The sequence below is a fragment of the Albidovulum sediminis genome, from assembly GCF_025380365.1.
Taxonomy (GTDB): Bacteria; Pseudomonadota; Alphaproteobacteria; order Rhodobacterales; family Rhodobacteraceae; genus Albidovulum; species Albidovulum sediminis.
In genome coordinates, this window is the sequence record NZ_JAOCQF010000001.1 from 1,485,187 (window position 1) to 1,504,208 (window position 19,022).

Genomic DNA, 19,022 nt, shown 5'->3' on the forward strand with positions numbered 1-19,022 from the left:
CTGTAGCCATGAATATTGCTGGAAAAGCTCCGCTGGATACAGGCTGGGATGCAGATCAGCGCAAAGTGATCGAAGCAGATACGAACGCCCGACTTGCGGTTGAAGCGGGTCCCGGAACCGGAAAGACAGCCGTCGCCTGCGCGCGCCTCGCGCACCTGATTAACGAAGAGGATATCGAGGCCAGCAATACCTGGATGATCAGCTTCACGCGGACAGCGGTGGCGGAAATCCGTGCACGGCTGCATTCCTACGTTGGCGATGCATCCTTTGCCATCCGGATAGCGACCATCGACTCCCATGCGTGGTCCATCCACTCCGGGCACGACCCGAATGCGAGGCTGACCGGTTCCTACGAAGAGAACATTACCCGCGTCATCGAGCTGTTGAAGTCTGATGAGGATGTGGCAGACGAACTGGCGCAGATCGAGCACGTCGTCATTGACGAGGCACAGGACCTTGTTGGGCAGCGAGCGGATTTGATCGAGGCTCTGGTGAATCGGCTGCCTTCGGACTGCGGAGTCACGGTGTTCGCCGACGAGGCCCAGGCGATCTATGGCTTCTCCGACGACAGCATCGGACGTCGCAAGGGGGAAGCCTCAAAGCCTGGCATGCCGCTCCTCGACCGCTTGCGAGGCGTGAAGGCACTCGGCTTCACCACTTTTGTCCTTAAGGAGATTTATCGCACGTCCTCCCCCGGGCTTCGCAAGATCTTCTCCGAGTTACGGAGTGATGTGCTCGACAAGCAGAAACACCGCGACGGGTTGCACGGCCAGACAGCGGAGAGAATCCGGGCGCTGGCGGACCAGCAAGGGCTGAAGTGGACGCAAATGAAAGTTGCGGACTTCACGAGCGATGACCTCTTGCTCTTCCGAACTCGTGCTGAAGTCCTGATGGCATCGCAATTCTGTGCCCTTCCACATCGGCTGCGCCTGTCAGGATATGGGGTAACGCTGCCGGCATGGCTGGCGATCTGTTTCGCGGATTTTGTTGATCCGTTTATTGCCGAACGACGCTTTCTGGATCTCTGGGCGGCGCGCATCGAGAACAAGGCTGCGCCGCATTATGGTCCAGCTGAAGCCTGGCAACACCTCATGCGCGTTGCCGGCCGCAAGGACGGCTCTGTTGATATGCAGAGGCTGAGAAGGCGCCTGGGCCAGACCCGCCCCCCTGTCGAGTTGACGCTCCCCGAATACGGTCTCCACGGACCGATCGTCGGAACGATACATGCCAGCAAGGGTCGCGAGGCCAGCAACGTCGTTCTGCTGCTGCCGAACGGCGTGGAGTTCGAGAGCATCGAGGACGAAATAGAAGAAACGCGTGTGCTCTTTGTCGGAGCCACGCGTGCGCGCGCATCCCTGATTGTCGGGGAGAGCCACGCGTTCAGAGCATCAACATTGGCATCAGGACGGGTTCATCGTTCGGCCAGAAACGGCAAATCGACGATGGTTGAGATCGGCCGTGATGGCGACATCACTGCGCGCGGTCTCGTCGGTCGCAATGAATTCAGCGCAGCCGACGCCGCGGCAGGACAGGCATTTCTCACCAAGGTCGCCGATGTCGTCACGACCTACAAGCTGGAAGCGGATGCCGATCTCGATTGGCGCTACAGGATCCGAGCTGGCAACGAGGGCCCTCGCGTCGGTGCCCTGTCGCGCAACCTCACGTACGACCTGTGGGAGATACTGTCGAACAGGAACCAGAAGAAAAGCCACAGGCCGCCGGGCTACGTAAATCACGTCAGAGGTCAGGGCTGTGCAACAATTGTCCTGAGTCCGGACGACAATGACCTCGAGACATTGAATGAACCATGGGCTTCCTCCGGTTTCATCCTGACGCCGAGAATTGCTGCGTTCCCCCCCTTCTTCTTTTCAGGCCGGAGGTAGCCGCAATGCAGGACAAGTCACTCGATAGGGATACCGTCGCCTGTCGGCTTGCTGAGGATCTTATCGGGCCGCGTGCAGAGGACGAGGAACTGACGGCACGCCCGTCGGATGTCTACCTCACCGGCATCCTATGGCCCCAGCGTACGGCGATGTCGAGCGAGGATGATGAACGCCTCGGGACCGCGGGCGCTGGCTCGGGCGAGGAGAGCGACGGCGAGAACGATGCAGTCAGGACCGGCTCGATCCAGAAGCCCTCCGTGGCAGGCATATCATTCAGCGTTGTTGCGTCCATTGGTATCCCGCAAGTGCGGGTTACTTGCAGCTTCGCCACGTATCGGACCGAAAAGCGCGACGACGTCGACATCTGGGTCCGCCAACCGCACAGGGTTGAGATTCCAGTTCTTGATCTGCCGCCCGGCCCTACGCGTGAGCTTGCGCTTGCGGAACACGGTGACGGGCTGCCCAATGTCTCGCTCAGTGTCAGATGCATAAGTGCAGGTGGGCCCGTTCTCGTCACTCTCTCACTCGTGAATTCGATAGTCCCAGAACAGGGTCGAAACGAGATCGAGGCTGCGTCGCTGTTCCAGACGGCTCTTCGCGTCGAGCCCTGTGATGGCACTCTGCTGGTGCCGAAGCCCCCCCGGCGCGCGGCATCGCGGCATCAAGGGGGGGCCGACGTGCCCGCCGCCGTGAGTGACGAGGAAAGCGGAGCTCTGCTGTACAGGAACGTGGCCGAGTTTGCCGTCGGACATGTCTGCTCCGCCGAGTGGGAATCCTTGGACCACGCAGCCGGAACCCGCCCCACTGCACGATGGGTCGGGACGACCTGGCTCCCTTCAGCGATCGTCGAGGGCGTCGATCCGAATGGCCACACAGTCTTTTCCGAGCTTGGCAAGGACAGCGGGGGTTTCGATCCGCTTTCGGCTGAGGCACTGGCCTGCGCCGATGCAGCGAACCTCGAACAGGGGCTGCAACTTTTCTGCGATGCCTACGACCGTTGGATAAAATTGCAGCGGAAGCGCCTCGACGACACGTCGGACGTGGGATCAGAACTGAGAGCCGTGGCTGAGGCGCATCTAGCCCAATGTGATCTGGCGCTTGGGCGTATGCGGGCATCGGTCGACCAGCTTGGCACCGATCCGCGCCTGCGCCGCGCTTTCCAGCTGGCAAACCTTGCCATGCATCTGCAGCATTCATGGGACAACTCAAAGAGCCGCCACGGCCCCCTGCGCTGGCGCCCGTTCCAGCTGGGGTTCCTGCTCCTCAGTGCACCATCCTCGGTCATCCGTGATCACATGCACCGGGGCGTCATGGACCTCCTCTGGTTTCCCACCGGCGGTGGCAAGACCGAGGCATACCTCGCGCTGATCGCGTGCATCGCCGTGTATCGTCGGCTCTCGGATGATCCGAGTGACCACAGCGGTGTCTGTGCCCTCATGCGCTACACGCTGCGACTTCTCACGACCCAGCAGTTCGCACGCTCTGCCGCGATGATCGTGGCCTTGGAGGCGATACGCTCTGGTCGCGAGTCGGCACCCGACGGCTTGCCGCTTCAAGGTGACGAACCTTTCTCTATCGGCCTTTGGGTCGGAGGGGACGCTACTCCCAACAAGCGTGCCGACGCATTCGCTTCCCTCCGAGGGTCTTCGGAGGTGGCTTCGCCAAAACAGCTCGCCCGCTGTCCAGCCTGTGGCGAGAAACTGACCTGGTCGATGGCGAGCGCCACTTCACCCGTTGATGCCGAATGCACGAACAGCACGTGCAAGATGCACGGAAGACTACCTGTCTTCACTGTGGACGAGGATGTCTACGACAACCGGCCGACGTTGCTCATTGGAACTGCCGACAAGTTCGCTCAGATCGTCCGCGAGAAGAGAACCAACGGCCTGCTTGGAGTTTCGGATGGCTCTCCACCTGACCTCATCATCCAGGACGAGCTGCACCTAATCTCCGGGCCTCTGGGGACGATCGCGGGCGCATATGAGGCGGCATTCGACCTGATGTTCGCCGTGCGCGGACACCGGGCAAAGGTCATTGGCTCGACCGCTACGATCCGCAGAGCTTCGGAGCAGGTGCTGGCCCTTTTCGATCGCGAAGCATTCCAATTCCCACCGCCAGCGATAGATCACGACGATTCCGGTTTCGCGGTTCGTGATCGGCGGCCGAAGGCTGTGGGGAGACGCTATCTCGGTGTCACAACGGCCGGTCGATCGGCAAAGTTCACGTTGCAGGCAGTTGCGGGCTCCCTGCTGCAAACGGCGTTCGGGGCATTCAGCGATGATGTTCGCCGGGATGCCTACTGGACGCTCGTCGGGTACTTCAACTCGCTTCGCGAGCTTGGAGGTGCGCTCGTCCTCATGCAGGACGACGTAACCGACAGCATCGCGCTCTACGCTGATGCTCGCGCCGAGGAGAGAAGACCCCTCAGCAACGTCGAGGAACTGACATCCCGGCGAACGCAGGAAGAAATCCGCGGAATGCTCGACCTGCTCGACATCAAGGTCGGTTTCCCTGGCGCTGTTGATGCCGTTCTCGCGACCAACATGGTCAGCGTCGGCGTGGACATTTCGCGGCTGGGACTGATGCTGGTCAACGGACAACCCAAGACCATCGCCGAGTACATCCAGTCGACCAGCCGCGTCGGGCGGGGAGACGTCAGCGGCCTTGTCGTCTCGGTTCTCAACAACGCGAAGGCGCGCGACCGTTCTCATTTCGAGACGTTCTGCAGCTGGCACCGCACGCTCTACAGGGATGTTGAGGCGACCAGCGTTACTCCCTTCGCGTCACGGGCTCGCGACAGGGCGCTGCATGCGGCACTGGTTGCCGCAGTGCGCCACCTTGTTCCCGACATGCTCGACTCTCCCAGCATGGACGACGACGCGGAAGATCTGGCGATGGACCTCATCGACCTGCTCGTCGAGCGGGCGAAGCGGGTCGATCCGGAAGAGACTGCAGTCCGAAGAGAGCTTGAGCGCCGTCTCGACACATGGCGGGCAAGGTCCCCCACAGTTTACTGGAGTGACCACAAGGGAGGGAAATCCCTTCTCCAGAGTGCCGAGCGCGCTGCCGCTCGCCGGGCCGCCGGCCGCGACGCCGGTGCCGCCTGGCCCACCCTCAACTCCATGCGGACCGTCGAGGCTGGAACTCCCTTCAGGATGGCCCCTGTCCTCAGGGCAAAGGATGATACGCATGAAGAATGACCTTCAGGATTTGCGTCGCAGCGCAGTCGTTTCGACATTTGGCCCCGGCTCGGTGGTGGATTTCAGGGCGGGTGGAGGAGCTGTTTCGGGTATCGCAGCGGGCCTGGAGGAATGGGATCGCTCATTCCCCCCGGCTGGTCTTGCCCACCCGCAGGTCATCCGTGAGACACGCTTGCAGAAGAAGCTGGGCGTGAAGGGATTCAGGACACCCCCTGTGACGCTGGAGCGGGGAAAGGATGACGATCCGGATACCCGGCGTCTCGTCGCCGTGCGCTTCCCGAAATGGCTGCAGTGTCCCGGCTGCGATGTCGTCAGGCCGGAACGGCGATGGAAGAACGATCCGGGCAAAGCCTATCGCTACTGCGCTACGTGCACGGAAAAATCCCATGGTGACAGCAAGGTCTTCGTCATCCCCGTCCGCTTCGTAATGGCCTGCAAGCATGGCCACGTCGACGAGTTCCCCTGGGACTGGTGGGTGGGGCACAAGCCGGATTGCACGGTTTCGAAGCGTGACAATGCGGAGCGTCATCCCGGCCTGATCCTGCGGTCCGAGAAACCCGGCCTTGCCGGCCTCATCCTCAGTTGCCCCAAGTGCGGCGCGCGTCGGTCGATGGACGGCGTTTTCTCGAAGAAGACCTGGGAACGTGGGCCGAAATGCCGGGGGCACAGACCTTGGCTGGCCGATGGCGATGAAACTTGCGGCAAGGAGCAGTACGCGGTGCAGCGAGGTGCGTCCAACCTCTACTTTGCCGTGACGGAGTCAGCCCTCAGCATCCCGCCCTGGTCCGACCGTCTTCAGGAAGTTCTGGGCGACTGGTGGAGTTCCCTGACGAATCTCGATGACCTGTCCAAGCTTGAGGAATACATCGGATTCCTGGCTAAAGGTGACCTGGAGAGCATCCTGAAGGAGCTCGAGATGTCACCTGCCGAACTGGCAGAGGCGATCCGTGCGCGCCTCAAGTCATACGGACAGATGCGGACCGACGACCTGCGTCCGGCAGAATACCGACAATTCGTCACGGAGCCTGGTCGGAGTCGGACCCCCGACATCGACTTCGAAACCCGAAGAGAAACTGTATCTCCTGATATAGCTCGCTGGATCTTCAGAGTTGTACGGGCTGTCCGCCTTCGCGAGGTGCGTGCCATCAAGGGATTCACCCGGATCAATCCGCCTGGGGATCCCGACTCACCCGAAGTGGCACGGCTCTCCAAGGCTCCGCTTGAGTGGCTGCCGGCGATTGAAGTTCGAGGCGAAGGCATCTTCCTCGCACTGAACGAGGAACGGCTGGCGACGTGGGAAGCCCGACCTGACGTCATCGCGCGCGTATCCGAGTGCGAGACGCGACACCAGGCGGACTGGAAGGAGCGCTATGGCGACGATGCAAAGCCGCCGCAGGCGAGTACCCCGCGTTACATGCTCTGTCACACCCTCGCGCACGCGCTCATGCGTCAACTGACGCTTGAGTGCGGATACTCCTCCGCGTCCCTTCAGGAGAGGATCTATGCCGGGACGGGCGATGAGCAGATGGCTGGACTTCTGATCTATACCGCAACACCGGACTCCGATGGAACGCTCGGCGGGCTCGAACGGCAGGGAAAGGCGGGGCGCATCGAGGGCATCCTGCAACGTGCTATAGACGCGATCGAGTGGTGCTCATCCGATCCGCTCTGCATCACGGATATGATGGGAGCGATCAACAGCTACTCCCATTCGGTCTGCCACGCATGCTGCCTTGCTCCCGAGACATCATGTGAGGCCTTCAACAGCTTCCTTGACCGCGCGCTGCTGACCGGGGACGGGACGGGTTCGGGGCTCGGATACTTCGAAGACATGCTTCGGAGAAGCTGATGGCGGTGCTCTGGCCAAGGAAACTCCCCCGCTCGGTCCTCGATGACCCCAGACGCCGGGCTGAGGTTCGCGTTTACGATCGCCTCGCTGACGTCCTCGACGACAGTTTTCATGTCTTCTACTCGAGCCCCTGGCTGGGCACTGACAATCTGGGTAACGAGAGGGACGGTGAATGCGATTTCCTGATCGCGCACCCCATCCATGGCATTCTCGCCATCGAGGTAAAGGGCGGGAAGGAAATCTCGTTCGATCCGAGGGACGGTCAGTGGCGCAGCACGGATCACGGCGGTTTCGTCCACAAGATCAAGGATCCGGTGGCACAGGCGCGAAGCGCAAAGCATGAGATCCTGAAGCGGCTCAACGAGTCAGCAAGATGGCCCAAGCGCTTCATTCATTCTGCCCATGGAGTGATCTTCCCCGGTACAGGCTCGCCTCCCGGCAACCTCGGAGCTGATCGCCCGGCCTCGATCTTCTGTTGTTCGCGCCAGTTGCAGCATGGACTTCGCGGATGGTTGGATGACCGACTGAAGGCAGGGAAACGGCCAGACAATTGCGAGGCTCTGGGCCACGACGGCATCGCCGCGCTGGAAAGGCTGCTGGCGCATCCTTTCAAGCTCAGCTTCCGCATCGGCGCTGCTCTTGCAGAGGCCGACACGGAGTTCCGCGTTCTTGAACCGTCCCAGTACCATATCCTCGACGTCATCGCCGATATCCCCCGGGCGCTCATCCGGGGAGGCGCAGGGACTGGCAAAACGGTGGTGGCAATCGAGGAAGCGATCAGGTCTGCCGCGGCTGGACGGAAGACCCTTCTGACCTGTCACAGTCGGCCGCTCACAACGAACCTCGAGCGGAAGCTGAGGGGCGTCCAGAACCTTACGGTGGCCGGATTTCACGCTCTGTGTGGGCGCATCTCGCATCAGGCTGGTGTTCCGCCACCTTCCAATATCAGTGAGCAGGAACTTTATGAAACAGCGCTTCCCCACGCGCTCTACCGCGCGGTGGAGTTTCAGCCTGCACTCAGGTGGGACACGATCATTGTCGACGAAGGCCAGGACTTCAGCGCCGACTGGTGGATCGCAATAGATGCCTGCCTGACCCATGGTGGACACCTTCGTGTGTTCATGGACAGCAACCAGAGGGTCTACGAGAGCGCGGGGGTTAGCGTTCACGACCTGAGTGTCATTCCGGTTCGGCTTTCTCGGAACCTCCGAAACACAAAGAACATCCACAATGCCGCTTCAGTGCATTATTCCGGTCCCGAGATAGTCGCAGATGGACCCGATGGTCTCGCTGTCTCGTGGGTCACTGCCGAGAATGCTGATCAAAAGATCGAAGCCGCATACAGGGAGCTTAGACGGCTCGTATTCAATGAGGAAGTCGCTCCTGGCGACATAGCCGTGCTTGTCAACGGACCAGCCGCCCGAACCAGTTTCGTCGAAAGAAGCAGCGGGACCAGCATCCCACTCACAGATGCAGAAACGATGGCGCTCGAGGATGTGGTGGTGGATACGGTGCGGCGGTTCAAGGGTCTGGAGCGCCCGGCAATAATCCTGATTGCGAGCGGCGATGAAATGGACCACCGCGAGCTGGCCTATGTCGCGTTCTCTCGTGCGCGGGCCTACCTTTGCATCGTGTCATCCCGAGGGGAGGCCAAGTGGCTGTCGGAAGGGTTGCCGGATACCTGAGATCGCAGGTTGAATGATCACCAGGATCAGTGCACTGCTTTCAGGACCAGCATGGCAATCTGCCTCGCAAGGAAAGGCGGTACGGCATTGCCAACCTGGACATACTGCTGCGTGCGGTTGCCGAGGAAAAAGTAATCGTCGGGAAAGGTCTGCAGACGAGCAGCTTCGCGAACCGTCAGGCTCCGGCACTGGATCGGATCGGGGTGAATGAAGTAGTGACCATCCTTCGAGATGTGGCTCGTGACCGTGGTCGACGCCTCGTCCGCCAGCTGAACCCGGAAGCGGTCATTGAACACGCCGCTGTGCCAGTTTCGGTGATCCGGACTCAGCGCCAGAGGGAAATCGGCGGCCTTCGGGCTGTAGCCACGGACGGTTCCGAACACGGCAGTATAAAGGTATCGTCCCAGATCCGACGCCATGTGCCCGCGCGTTTCGTGCTGGGCCATCGCGCGAAGTCCCGGTCGCTCGATCCACTGGAGCAACTCATCGTTCGACGCGCCGTAGCCATCCGGCAACCGAAACGCCGCCCGAACAGTTGGCGAATTGTCCTTCAGTCGCTGCGAAACAGATAGGAACGCTTCGCGGAGCGCGCGGTTGTCCTTTCCCTTGGAGATGTCGGCCAGCAACTTCGCGGCGTAGAGGACTTCTCCTCGCCAGGAAGCGGCGTCGTCGCGCCCGCGGCTGATGCCGCTTCGCAAGTTGGGCATCGTTTCGATGACTTCGCGGACGGTTCGTACCATCCCGGATACAGCGATCTCCGCATCGGCGGCTCGTCCTGCGAGGTCCGAGCGGATGCCGACGATGATCACCCTGTGGCGACGCTGCGGAACTCCGAACGCCTCGGCGCGCACAACGAAATCCGAAGGTTGTGCCGCCTCCTGCAGGCTGGCCTTGCCATCCTCGACCCGGACGGCACGAAGTTCGTAGTGATGGGCGTGACCCGTGCCGAGCGAGGACAGATCCTCCATCAGCATCTCGAAAACCAGCCGGCTCTCGACCGTGGACGAGAGCATGCCCTTGACATTTTCCATAACGAAGGCGGCCGGGCGAAGCTTGTCGAGGACCCGGATATACTCCCGAAAGAGGTAGTGCCGCGCATCCTCCTCCGGGACGTAGCCGACCTTGCCTCTGGAGCGGACGCGCCCCACCAGGGAATAAGCTTGACAGGGCGGGCCGCCGATCAGGATCGTGTCGTCGTACTTTCGTTTCAGCGTCGCGATGGCGCCATCTATGGCGGTCGCCGCAGCCCCGGTGCCGAGCTCAAGCGCGCGGGCTTCGTCGATGGCATGCTGCCACGCTTCGGCATCGACGACTGACCAGTCCGGTTCGGATGCCAGCCCGGCATGGAAATCGATGAACTCTTTCGGCAAGACGCCATGACGTGCACGGTACTCGCGCAGAAAGGCACGCAGCGTCAGGGTCCGATGGGCCGACGCCTCCTTCTCGACCGAAATGCCGATCCGGAACGGCGTATGGCCGTCCTCTACGAGGGAGGCGAACCCCTCGCCAAGTCCGCCCGGGCCGGCGAACAGATCGACAATGCCGAAAGTGGAAGGCAAATCAGGCTCCTGACGAATTTCATTCAGCCGGTGTATACCAAGTTCAGGGACGAAAACCAGGACGGATGTGACAGATATCGTGGACCAGCAGACCCGTTCCCGGATGATGTCGGGGATCAGGGGAAAGAACACCAAGCCCGAGCTGGCTCTCAGGCGGGCATTGCACGCGCGCGGTTTTCGCTTCCGGCTTCATTCCGGCAAGGTTCACGGTCGACCGGACCTTGTCCTTCCGAAGCACCGCGCCGTGGTCTTCGTGCACGGCTGCTTCTGGCACCGACACGAGGGGTGCCGCTACGCGACCGTACCGGCAACCCGGCCGGACTTCTGGAGGGCGAAGTTCGATGCGAACGTCGCCAGAGACAGCGCCGTTCGCACAGAACTCCTCGAAGACGGGTGGCGCGTGGCGACGGTATGGGAGTGCGCCCTGCGGAAGCCGGAACAGGTGGAAGCCTCGACGGAAAGCCTGTCGATGTGGCTGCGAACAGAAGAACTTCAGATCGAGATCGGCGACAACAACGCACGTCGATCCTGAGCGGACCTCGCTGCGCTATTCGCAGGCCCGCGGGTCACGTCCGTCAAGGTGGTGTAATTTCCCGGATGGCCTGAGGTCATGATCAGGCGGCCTTTGTGGTTATGCTGAGAATGGGGTCGATCTCCTCCTTGTCGATCTGGGCGAAGGCCTCGACCATCATGTGGCGGCTGGCCGTCTGCCATTCGTCGTTCTGCTCGAACAGGACCGCGCCGATCAGGCGCATGATGGAGGCCTCGTTGGGGAAGATCCCCGACATCGGCGCGGCGCTTGACCTCCTTGTTCAGACGCTCGATCGGGTTCGCGGAATGCAGCTTGGTCCGGTGCTGGCGGGGGAAGGACATATAGGCCAGAACGTCGTGCTCGCTGGCGTCCACCTGAGCCTCCCGCCTGGGACGCATCGAAGATAGCATGATCAACCGCCAGAAGATGGATATTTGGCCGGAGTGACCATGTCTGCTGCGGTCAGTGCCAAACCGGAAAATGCCTAATCAATGAATCTTCCCAGAAGATTCCTAACGTTGGACACCTGCCACCTGCCGTCTCTTCGGGTGCGCATGCCGCGCGCGGTGAGTTCGGCGGCGATGGCGCGGAGCGTGGTATGACCTTGGCTGCGGATATCGGCGATCACGGGGACAAGGTCACGGGCGAAGGCCTGCGCGTTGTCAGTAACCTGCGCTCGCAGCGCGGCTCCCCCTTTTCCCGCCCTCCTGAGCGCTGCCGCCCCGTTCGGGTTCCCCAGCTTCACGCCGCGCGCCTTGGCCACGGCCAGCGCCTCCTTCGTCCGGCGACTGATGGCTTCGCGTTCCTGCTGAGCGACGAGTGCCATGATGCCCACGGTCAGGTCATTAGCTTCCGGCATGTCGCAGGCGACGAACTTCACACCGGAGTCCCGAAGCGTCAGAAGGAAGGCTGCGTTGCGCGACAGCCGGTCGAGCTTGGCGATGACGAGCGTTGCGCCTGTGAGCCGGGCCAGCTGAATGGCCTTGCCGAGTTCGGGCCGATCGGGGTTGCGCCCGCTCTCGACCTCGGTGAAGCGGGCCAGGACGTCGGCCCCTCGCGACCCAGCGAAGGCGTCGATCGTGTTCCGCTGCGCCTCGAGCCCCAGACCCGACTGCCCTTGCCTGGCGGTGGAAACCCGCTCGTAGGCGATGAACCGGGGCGATGGGGCTGTCATGGGCGGGGTGTACACAACTGCCTAACGTTCGTTGCGCAGGTGTGTACCGTAGGTTTGAGACATCGCGTAGCAGTTTCTCCTGGTGGGGGAGCCTCTCAATTTCTCATTGTGCGCCAATGCCCTATGGGCTGTGATTTGGCCAAGTGGGGTGCTTACTGAAGCAGGCAGCCGATTAATGTATCTATTTGTCGAGCCCAAGCGTACACAGTGCCACAGGCGCGAATACTCGCTCCGAGGAAAGGCTCTCATCTGATGACGATGTTTTCCATGAAGCCGCAGTTCAACCTTGCGGAGTTTCTTGCCGCGAACGGCCCGCGAGAACGACCCACCGCCACGTCGAAGCCGAAGCGGCGAAGCCCAAAGGTTGCCGATCACAAGCCAACTGAAGGGCATGGTGCGGCAAAGCCTGAGAAAGACATGAAATAGGCACCGATGCCTCAAGACACCTCTACCTGTCGTCCGATCAGGATGCTTGATCTGCCCGAGTGCTCAGAGCCATTCGTCAGGTGTCGGCTATGCGGGACAGAGCGGTCGTTCATTTCCTCGGCCTCGAACGGCCGTTTCTGAGCCGGAACGAACATCAGTTATGTATCCGAGCTTCACCGAATCTGCCGCGAGCCTTGGCATTTCGGGTATCGCGAACAGCCGAAGAAGCTTTGGCCGGTTTTGCGATTTGCTCTCTCGACCATCTTAGCTCCGCATCGAGGGCAACCAAGCGGCTCAGTTTCTTTCTGGCTGACCTTCCCCCGGACGTGTTGGACGTGCGCTTGCCGAGTGTCCTTGCTTGCGTCCAAGGCGCTGCTTCGGAGTTTGTTGGCGAAATCGCGCACCTCAGTGTCGGTGAACCGAACGTTTTTCTGCGCAGAAATGTGATTGAGTAGATCGTTCCTGCTCCAAAACACTTTGCCGGGCATCTCGGTCCTCGGCTCGGCTGTGCCTACGAATGCGACCAGATTTTCGACTTGGTCAAGCTTTACTCCGAGTAACTGCTGGACGACCTTTACGTGAAGGTAGTTCTGGCGGAGGGGGTTTTGAAACCGTGCTTTGTGGCCTCGCATGACCTGCGTCCAACGCGCCTGACTCTCACCTCCGAAAATCCAACCCGACATGTTCTTGGTTTCAACGACGAATATGCCGAAGCGCGATAAGACGATGTGATCGATTTGTGTCGTTCCTTGCGTCGTAGGCAAGGTGAGGTCTTCGAGAAGGATGTAATCCTGAGCATCAAGGTTTCGGCTGAATGTCGCGTTAACCCGCCGTTCGCCCGCAGCTCCAATTACTGATGGGGAGCGAAGGTAAAGGTAGAGGGCCGCAACGCCGACTGTGAGTAAGACAACCAGGAGTTCCAAGTGCCCCTAATGCTCCGCCATGTCTCCAGCTTTCTTGACATTAGGCGATTTTGCTCGACCGGCAAATAAGGGCTCGAAGTGGACGTCTGGGGCATTGCAGCCGATGGCTGACTCCGGCGTCTTTCCGGGCGTGGTGAACGACAACCAGCAAGCCCTGCCATCCCCTAGATCCTGCTGTCGATGCAGGCATCGTGTTTCTCCTCCGGGACGAGATGGCCGTCCTGGTCGTGGACGGAACCGTCGGAAGACTGGAACAGGAGGCGGAACTCGAAGGGCTTGTTCTCCTGCGCGGCGGTGTAGGCCGCGACGCGCGAGCGGGAGGCGGGCGTGATGCCGAGCTCGGCCATGTAGCGGCCCATCAGTTCAAGCTGCTTGTTGGCGACCGAGAGCCAGGGCGACTGCTGCACATAGCCCGAGGGCGTCTTCAGCATCACCGGGGTTTCCTTCAGCTTCTCCTCCGCCTCGACCCAGCGTCCCCAGGCCTGGCAATAGGCGGCGAGCACCGCCCGGTCGACGGTCGTGACCACGCCCATCTGGTGGAGCGTTGCCGCGATGCGGTCCCACTCCGCGCGGGCAAGGTCGGTGAGGTGCGGCGGACAGTCCGGCAGTCCCTCCGGCGGCCGCGGCTCGGCGGCGTTGTAGCCGCGCTTGCCCGGGTTTCCGTCGAGGCGACGGATGGCTGTCGGCTTCGGCTTGCGACCCCTCATGCCACCGCCCCCCGTCTGACCCCCAGATGCCCCCGGCCCAGGCGGAAGGGCAGGTTAGCCAGCAGCAGCCAGCATCCCACCGGAGCGGAGAGCCCGGCGACGGGGCAGAGCAGACCCTGCAGCGCGAGGATCGCAAGACAGCGGGGGAGATCGCGGACATCGGTCATCGCACCTCTCCCGCCCGCACGGCGGCCACCTCGGCGAAGCAGCGCCCGTCGCCGCAAAGGACCGCGGCCTGTCCGGTGAAGGCCTGCCAGCGGGTGACCGCGACATCGACATAGGCCGGGTCGAGTTCGACCGCGTGGCAGGCCCGTCCGGTGGTCTCGGCGGCAATGAGCGTGGTCCCCGAGCCGCAGAAGGGCTCATAGACGGCCTGGCCGGGGGAGGAGTTGTTGAGGATCGGCCGGCGCATGCACTCGACCGGCTTCTGGGTGCCATGCACGGTCGCTGCATCCTGGTCCCGGCTCGGGATCTGCCAGAGCGTGGTCTGCTTGCGGTCCCCGGTCCAGTGCCCGGCGGCCCCTTTGCGGACCGCGTACCAGCAGGGCTCATGCTGCCAGTGATAGTGTCCGCGGGAGAGGACCAGCCGCTCCTTGGCCCAGATGATCTGCGACCGCACATCGAACCCCGTCGCAATGAGGCTCTCGGCCACCGTGGTGGCATGAAGCGCCCCGTGCCAGACATAGGCCACGTCGCCTGGAAAGAGCGCCCAGGCTTCGCGCCAGTCGGCCCGGTCGTCGTTCATCACCTTGCCCACGCGCTTCGTCTCCGCGGCGCCGGCACGATTGCGCCAGTCGGGATCGTAGTTCACCCCATAAGGCGGATCGCTGGCGAGGAGATGGGGCACCACCCCGTCGAGGACCCGTGACACCGTGTCCCGGTCCGTGGCATCCCCGCAGATCAGCCGGTGTCGGCCGAGCAGCCAGAGATCGCCGGGACGCGAGACGGGCTCCGCCGGAACCTCCGGTGTCTCCTCCTCGCGCGGATCGGCGACACCGGCATTCAGGAGCGCGTCGACTTCACCAGCCTCGAAGCCGAGGGAGGCCAGATCGATGCCGAGACCGGCGAGGTCTCCGGCTTCCAGCGCCAGCAGTTCCCGGTCCCAACCCGCCTGTTCGGCCAGCCGGTTGTCGGCGAGGATATAGGCCCGCTTCTGCGCCTCAGTGAGATGCGCCAGTTCGATCACCGGCACCCGCGTCAGTCCGAGCTTCCGTGCCGCCAGGACCCGCCCGTGCCCAGCGATGATGCCGTTCTCGCCATCAACCAGCACCGGGTTGGTGAACCCGTATTCCCGGATCGACCCCGCGATCAGCGCCACCTGCGCCTCCGAATGGGTGCGCGCGTTGCGGGCGTAGGGGATCAGATCTCCGACCGGGCGATATTCCACCGCCAGCCGCGCCCCTCGGATCTGCGCCTCTTCCGTCGTCTTCCGTTCTGCCCGCGCCGCCATCCTGCCCTCCGATCCCCCGCTTGCCAAATTCGCGGGGTGTGCCTGCCTCAGGCGCCAGTCTATCAGATCATCAAGCCATTGTATTCATGACAATAAATGACATTCTGTGACGGGAGGCGACAATCGACGCCGCCACCGTTCCGGCCGCGCCTCACCCGGTTGGCCCTCGTTTCCCGCTCCCCACGGTCAAAGGCGTAGACAGGCGCGGGGCCGAGGCAGATAGTCGTGCAATTCCTGGGGAGGGCAAAACATGGCACTCGAAGTGATCGGCTCGGGCTTCGGAAGGACTGGAACGAAATCCCTCAAGGCCGCGCTGGAGCGGTTGGGCTACGGGCAATGTCATCACATGCACGAGATCGTGGTGAACCCTGACCAGGTGGTCCATTGGCAAAGGCTGGCGGCCGGCGAGGCCGTCGACTGGGAAATCGTGTTCGCGGGATACAGGTCGCAAGTGGACTGGCCTGGGGCGCATGTCTGGCGCGAACTGGCCGATGCATTCCCGGACGCGAAGGTGGTTCACACGGTGCGTCCCGAGGACAAATGGTGGGCCAGCTTCGACAAGACCATCGGCAAGCTGATGGCCCGGTACGAAGACCTGCCGCTGCCACCCCACATCCATGCCATTCTCACGGCGTGGAACGATCTGGCCGGCAAGGCCACCTTCGGCGGCGTGCTCGACGACAGGGAGGTTGGACTGGCCGCCTATCGCCGCAGGACCGAGGAAGTGCGCGCGGCTCTGCCCGCCGATCGCGTGCTCGTCTTCGATGTCGCGGAGGGATGGGAGCCCCTCTGCGCCTTCCTCGGGGTCGAGGTGCCCGACGAACCCTTCCCGCACCACAACCTGAGGGCCGACTTCTGGGAAGTACTTGGCGGGGAACCGGCCTGACCTCAAGCGAAGCTGGCGCGCGCGTCACCGTGCGGGTTTCGAAGCGGGCCTGGCGATCTCTTCACGTCTTCCAGTTTTCTGCTTCACCCCCTCGTGTCGGTTGGTGAGTCCTGGAGCGAAGGCATAGGACGACCAGCCCCGGCATTCGCCGAAGCCGGTCCCCGCTGCCTTCAGCTGTCCGTGTCGGTCGGAGCCGCCCCGTCGCTTCGGGCCCTCGGGGTCACATCGATCCGTGCCCCAAGGTCGGCCGCTACTTGCGACACCGGATCTGGTGCCGGGGGACGCGCTTCGGCCTTTCGGACTGCGCTTGGGCCTTTGTCCCCGCCCCGTGGTGGGCCCTTCAGAGATCGATGCCACGGTCTTGCAACCCTCCGTCGATCCCGGGTCGCGCCGCTGGCAGAGAACAGTCTCCGCCGTCGACGCCACCGCCAGCGATCATAAAGTATCTTATAAGCTATTGATAGATTGACATTTTATGACAATCGCCGCCATCTGACGCCAGGGGATGACATGATGAGATCCCGGTCCGACCGCGAGGGGGGAACTGCACGCCGACCGGTCTGGTCAGCGCCGCCTGCAATCGGCAGAATGGTGGTGAACCTTTGGGCCTTTCGGAAGACGCGAGATGAGGTGCCGATGAGCGAAGCCCGCAAGCGGATGATGCGACGCAAGTTCGGCGATCTCTTCGGCTGGACCAGACCCGACATCGAGAAGACCGTGGGACCTTATGACCCTTTCGTCTTTGTGCGGTTCGACGAGCTAAGGTTGAAACTTCTGGATGACTGCGCCGCCAGGCTGAGTCACTTCGCCGAAGACGAAGTCGAGGACATGCTGGCCCAGAGACCTGAAGAAATGTCACAGGGGGCGAAGGCCTGGTGGGATCATCGTTCCGACGAAATCTCCAGGCTCGGGCGCATGATCCCTCCCTGGCACGCGGGCGGTTTCGGACACCCCGATTACGTTGCCGACTTCGATTACTGGTGCAAGAACTCGCGCCTGGAGATCGAGGAGGTGCTGTGCCTCTCCGTGGGAATTGAGCCCGAGAACTTCAGCAAAAGCGCCCTGGAGAACCTTGCCCGCGAGGAACCTTCGAAGCTCTCGAAGACGCAGCGTTTTCTCGTTCGGCGGTACAAACAGTTGAAACGCAAGTTTGACCCCGGAGAGAACAATTGGACCGTTCAACCGAAGCAATTCGTCGCCTGGGCTCAACAGGTCCAGTTCGAGACACACCCCGAGTTTCTGCGACTGCTGTCGCAATATCATCTGCCCCCGCAGCCGACCGAAACGCACGCAGGTGTGACCGCAGACGCCGACAAACGCGAAGTCGACAAGATCGCGCAACTCTTCACGGCCATGGCGATGGAATATCTAGGCTACGACCCGAGTCAGGCGAGAAGCCCGACTGCGAAGGAGATCGGCGACATCGCAGCGAAGATGGGGATGTCGATTTCTGAGGATACGATTCGAAAATACCTCAAACGCGGCGCCCAGTTCATCCCCAGGGACTGGAAACCCGATTAGCCACTATTCGTTAACCGAATATTGAGGATTTAAACAAGCATTTTCAATGGATTGACTCTGTTCCGGATGGGTCTGGACCTGTTCCGTTACAGGCACGCTGGATTGCGCAAAGGTTCCCTCAGATTGAGCAGATCGAGTGGAAAAATGGCCAGAAAGACCCAAAACGGAGAGCAGGACCTGCTGCCGCCCGCCTTCATGCTGATGCGCGAACGGGCGGTGGCCGAGCGGTGGAACAAGTCGATCAGGACGCTGCAGCGGTGGCGGGCGGAGGGCTACGGGCCCGCCCACATCTACATCGGAGGCACCATCCATTACCGGCTGGAAGACATTCTGGCCTTCGAGGAACGGATGCGTCGCGGCGGGGTGGTGGAGCAATGAACATGCATCCCCTGGGCTGGCCGACCCGAGTTCCGGACACGAACCATGGCACACACGGCGTTCAGAACCCGACCCAGCGCGATCGGGCCTGTTTCGTCTTCGCGCGGATCGACGATCTGCATGCGTGGCGAGGTGCGGCATGAATCCCTATCCCGCCGCCCTCATGTCGCCGCTGGAACGCCGTGCCGAACTGTGTCGGCTGCTGGCCCTTGGCCTGGTTCGGCTGCGAGCCCGGCAGTCAAGCGGTCTATCTTCCGAGGGCGGAGAAAGTTCGCTTCCCTTCGGCGGCCACCGGAGCGGTCATGCAACCCCGACGCAAGGGAGAGCCGCATGACGACGCACGATCCGATCCCCGCGCGCCTGGCCGCGCTGAAGTCCGCGCCGACGCCGGAGTTGAAGCGGCAGTGGCGCGACCTCTTCGACAGCGAGCCGCCGCCGTTCAACCGGCGCTACCTGGAAAGCCGCCTCGCGTACCGCATTCAGGAACTGGCCTATGGCGGGTTGAAGCCCGAGACGATCCGGCGGCTGGAACGGCTGGGCGAGGACCTGGACGGTGGGGACAAGAAGAAGCGCGGAATGCGCCTCGACCGCGACCGCCCGATCACTGGCACGCGGCTCCTGCGCGAATGGCAGGGGGTGGAGCATGTCGTCACCGTCACCACCGACGGCTTTGAATGGCAGGGGCGGCCCTACAAGTCGCTGTCGGCCATTGCCCGCGCCATCACCGGCACGCGTTGGAACGGCTGGGTCTTCTTTGGGTTAAGGCGCGATGGCCGCAGGCCAGCGGAGGCTCCAGTGGAGCGTCCGCAGAGCCGTACGCACGATGCGCAAGCATCGGGCCGGCAGAAG

The 19,022-nt window shown here is 62.2% G+C and carries 15 protein-coding genes and 2 pseudogenes; 10 read left to right on the forward strand and 7 right to left on the reverse strand.

Annotation, left to right across the window (positions count from 1 at the left end; genetic code table 11):
* The first annotated feature begins 8 nt into the window (after positions 1 to 8).
* From N5I32_RS07445 to N5I32_RS07460, 4 genes are read left to right on the forward strand one after another with little or no spacing between them, the layout of a single operon-like run.
* Positions 9 to 1,883 carry a UvrD-helicase domain-containing protein gene (locus tag N5I32_RS07445; RefSeq protein WP_261494768.1) on the forward strand — a complete coding sequence of 625 codons (1,875 nt, stop codon included), beginning with the start codon at positions 9 to 11 and terminating at the stop codon, positions 1,881 to 1,883.
* 5 nt (positions 1,884 to 1,888) lie between these two features.
* Entirely contained in the window at positions 1,889 to 5,083 is a 3,195-nt protein-coding gene (locus tag N5I32_RS07450) for a helicase-related protein (protein WP_261494769.1), read from the forward strand.
* Positions 5,073 to 6,932 (forward strand): DUF1998 domain-containing protein, encoded by a 1,860-nt coding sequence (gene drmB, locus N5I32_RS07455; RefSeq protein ID WP_261494770.1) that lies wholly within the window; start codon positions 5,073 to 5,075, stop codon positions 6,930 to 6,932. The genes N5I32_RS07450 and drmB overlap by 11 nt, the downstream gene beginning before the upstream one ends.
* Entirely contained in the window at positions 6,932 to 8,617 is a 1,686-nt protein-coding gene (locus N5I32_RS07460) for a nuclease-related domain-containing DEAD/DEAH box helicase (protein ID WP_261494771.1), read from the forward strand. The genes drmB and N5I32_RS07460 overlap by 1 nt, the downstream gene beginning before the upstream one ends.
* Before the next feature lie 26 nt (positions 8,618 to 8,643).
* Here N5I32_RS07460 and N5I32_RS07465 read toward each other — a convergent pair whose 3' ends face one another.
* Positions 8,644 to 10,176, reverse strand: coding sequence for a DNA cytosine methyltransferase (locus N5I32_RS07465; protein WP_261494772.1), 1,533 nt, complete (start codon positions 10,174 to 10,176; stop codon positions 8,644 to 8,646).
* 67 nt (positions 10,177 to 10,243) lie between these two features.
* Here N5I32_RS07465 and N5I32_RS07470 point away from each other — a divergent pair, with 67 nt between their 5' ends.
* Positions 10,244 to 10,708 (forward strand): very short patch repair endonuclease, encoded by a 465-nt coding sequence (locus N5I32_RS07470; RefSeq protein ID WP_261494773.1) that lies wholly within the window; start codon positions 10,244 to 10,246, stop codon positions 10,706 to 10,708.
* A gap of 82 nt (positions 10,709 to 10,790) precedes the next feature.
* On the opposite strand, the pseudogene N5I32_RS07475 reads toward N5I32_RS07470, so the two are convergent.
* Together N5I32_RS07475 and N5I32_RS07480 are read right to left on the reverse strand one after the other, a co-directional pair.
* Positions 10,791 to 11,073: pseudogene (locus N5I32_RS07475) on the reverse strand (transposase); the annotation flags it as partial.
* Between the two features lie 119 nt (positions 11,074 to 11,192).
* Positions 11,193 to 11,882: a recombinase family protein gene (locus N5I32_RS07480; protein ID WP_261494774.1), complete on the reverse strand. Its 690-nt coding sequence runs from the start codon at positions 11,880 to 11,882 to the stop codon at positions 11,193 to 11,195.
* Positions 11,883 to 12,134: 252 nt separating this feature from the next.
* Here N5I32_RS07480 and N5I32_RS07485 point away from each other — a divergent pair, with 252 nt between their 5' ends.
* A complete protein-coding gene (locus tag N5I32_RS07485) occupies positions 12,135 to 12,308 on the forward strand; it encodes a hypothetical protein (protein ID WP_261494775.1) in 174 nt (57 codons plus the stop codon).
* 173 nt (positions 12,309 to 12,481) lie between these two features.
* On the opposite strand, the gene N5I32_RS07490 is transcribed toward N5I32_RS07485, so the two are convergent.
* The 4 genes from N5I32_RS07490 to N5I32_RS07505 all read right to left on the reverse strand — a co-directional run bounded on the left by N5I32_RS07490 (position 12,482) and on the right by N5I32_RS07505 (position 15,388).
* Positions 12,482 to 13,231 (reverse strand): nuclease-related domain-containing protein, encoded by a 750-nt coding sequence (locus N5I32_RS07490; RefSeq protein WP_261494776.1) that lies wholly within the window; start codon positions 13,229 to 13,231, stop codon positions 12,482 to 12,484.
* Between the two features lie 164 nt (positions 13,232 to 13,395).
* A complete protein-coding gene (locus N5I32_RS07495; protein WP_261494777.1) occupies positions 13,396 to 13,938 on the reverse strand; it encodes a phage terminase small subunit P27 family in 543 nt (180 codons plus the stop codon).
* Positions 13,935 to 14,105 carry a hypothetical protein gene (locus tag N5I32_RS07500; RefSeq protein ID WP_261494778.1) on the reverse strand — a complete coding sequence of 57 codons (171 nt, stop codon included), beginning with the start codon at positions 14,103 to 14,105 and terminating at the stop codon, positions 13,935 to 13,937. Before N5I32_RS07500 ends, N5I32_RS07495 begins: the two co-directional genes overlap by 4 nt.
* The gene (locus N5I32_RS07505) at positions 14,102 to 15,388 is read right to left on the reverse strand and encodes a site-specific DNA-methyltransferase (protein ID WP_261494779.1); all 1,287 of its coding nucleotides are present in this window, start codon (positions 15,386 to 15,388) and stop codon (positions 14,102 to 14,104) included. Before N5I32_RS07505 ends, N5I32_RS07500 begins: the two co-directional genes overlap by 4 nt.
* 250 nt (positions 15,389 to 15,638) lie before the next feature.
* Between N5I32_RS07505 and N5I32_RS07510 the strand changes: the two genes are divergently transcribed.
* The 4 genes and pseudogenes from N5I32_RS07510 to N5I32_RS07525 all read left to right on the forward strand — a co-directional run.
* Positions 15,639 to 16,274 carry a sulfotransferase family protein gene (locus tag N5I32_RS07510; RefSeq protein WP_261494780.1) on the forward strand — a complete coding sequence of 212 codons (636 nt, stop codon included), beginning with the start codon at positions 15,639 to 15,641 and terminating at the stop codon, positions 16,272 to 16,274.
* Positions 16,275 to 16,910: 636 nt separating this feature from the next.
* Complete coding sequence (locus N5I32_RS07515; RefSeq protein WP_261494781.1) at positions 16,911 to 17,795, forward strand: hypothetical protein; 885 nt, start codon at positions 16,911 to 16,913, stop codon at positions 17,793 to 17,795.
* A 144-nt stretch (positions 17,796 to 17,939) separates the two neighbouring features.
* Entirely contained in the window at positions 17,940 to 18,173 is a 234-nt protein-coding gene (locus N5I32_RS07520) for a helix-turn-helix transcriptional regulator (protein WP_261494782.1), read from the forward strand.
* A 330-nt stretch (positions 18,174 to 18,503) separates the two neighbouring features.
* Positions 18,504 to 18,938: pseudogene (locus tag N5I32_RS07525) on the forward strand (DUF2924 domain-containing protein); the annotation flags it as partial.
* Positions 18,939 to 19,022 lie beyond the last annotated feature (84 nt).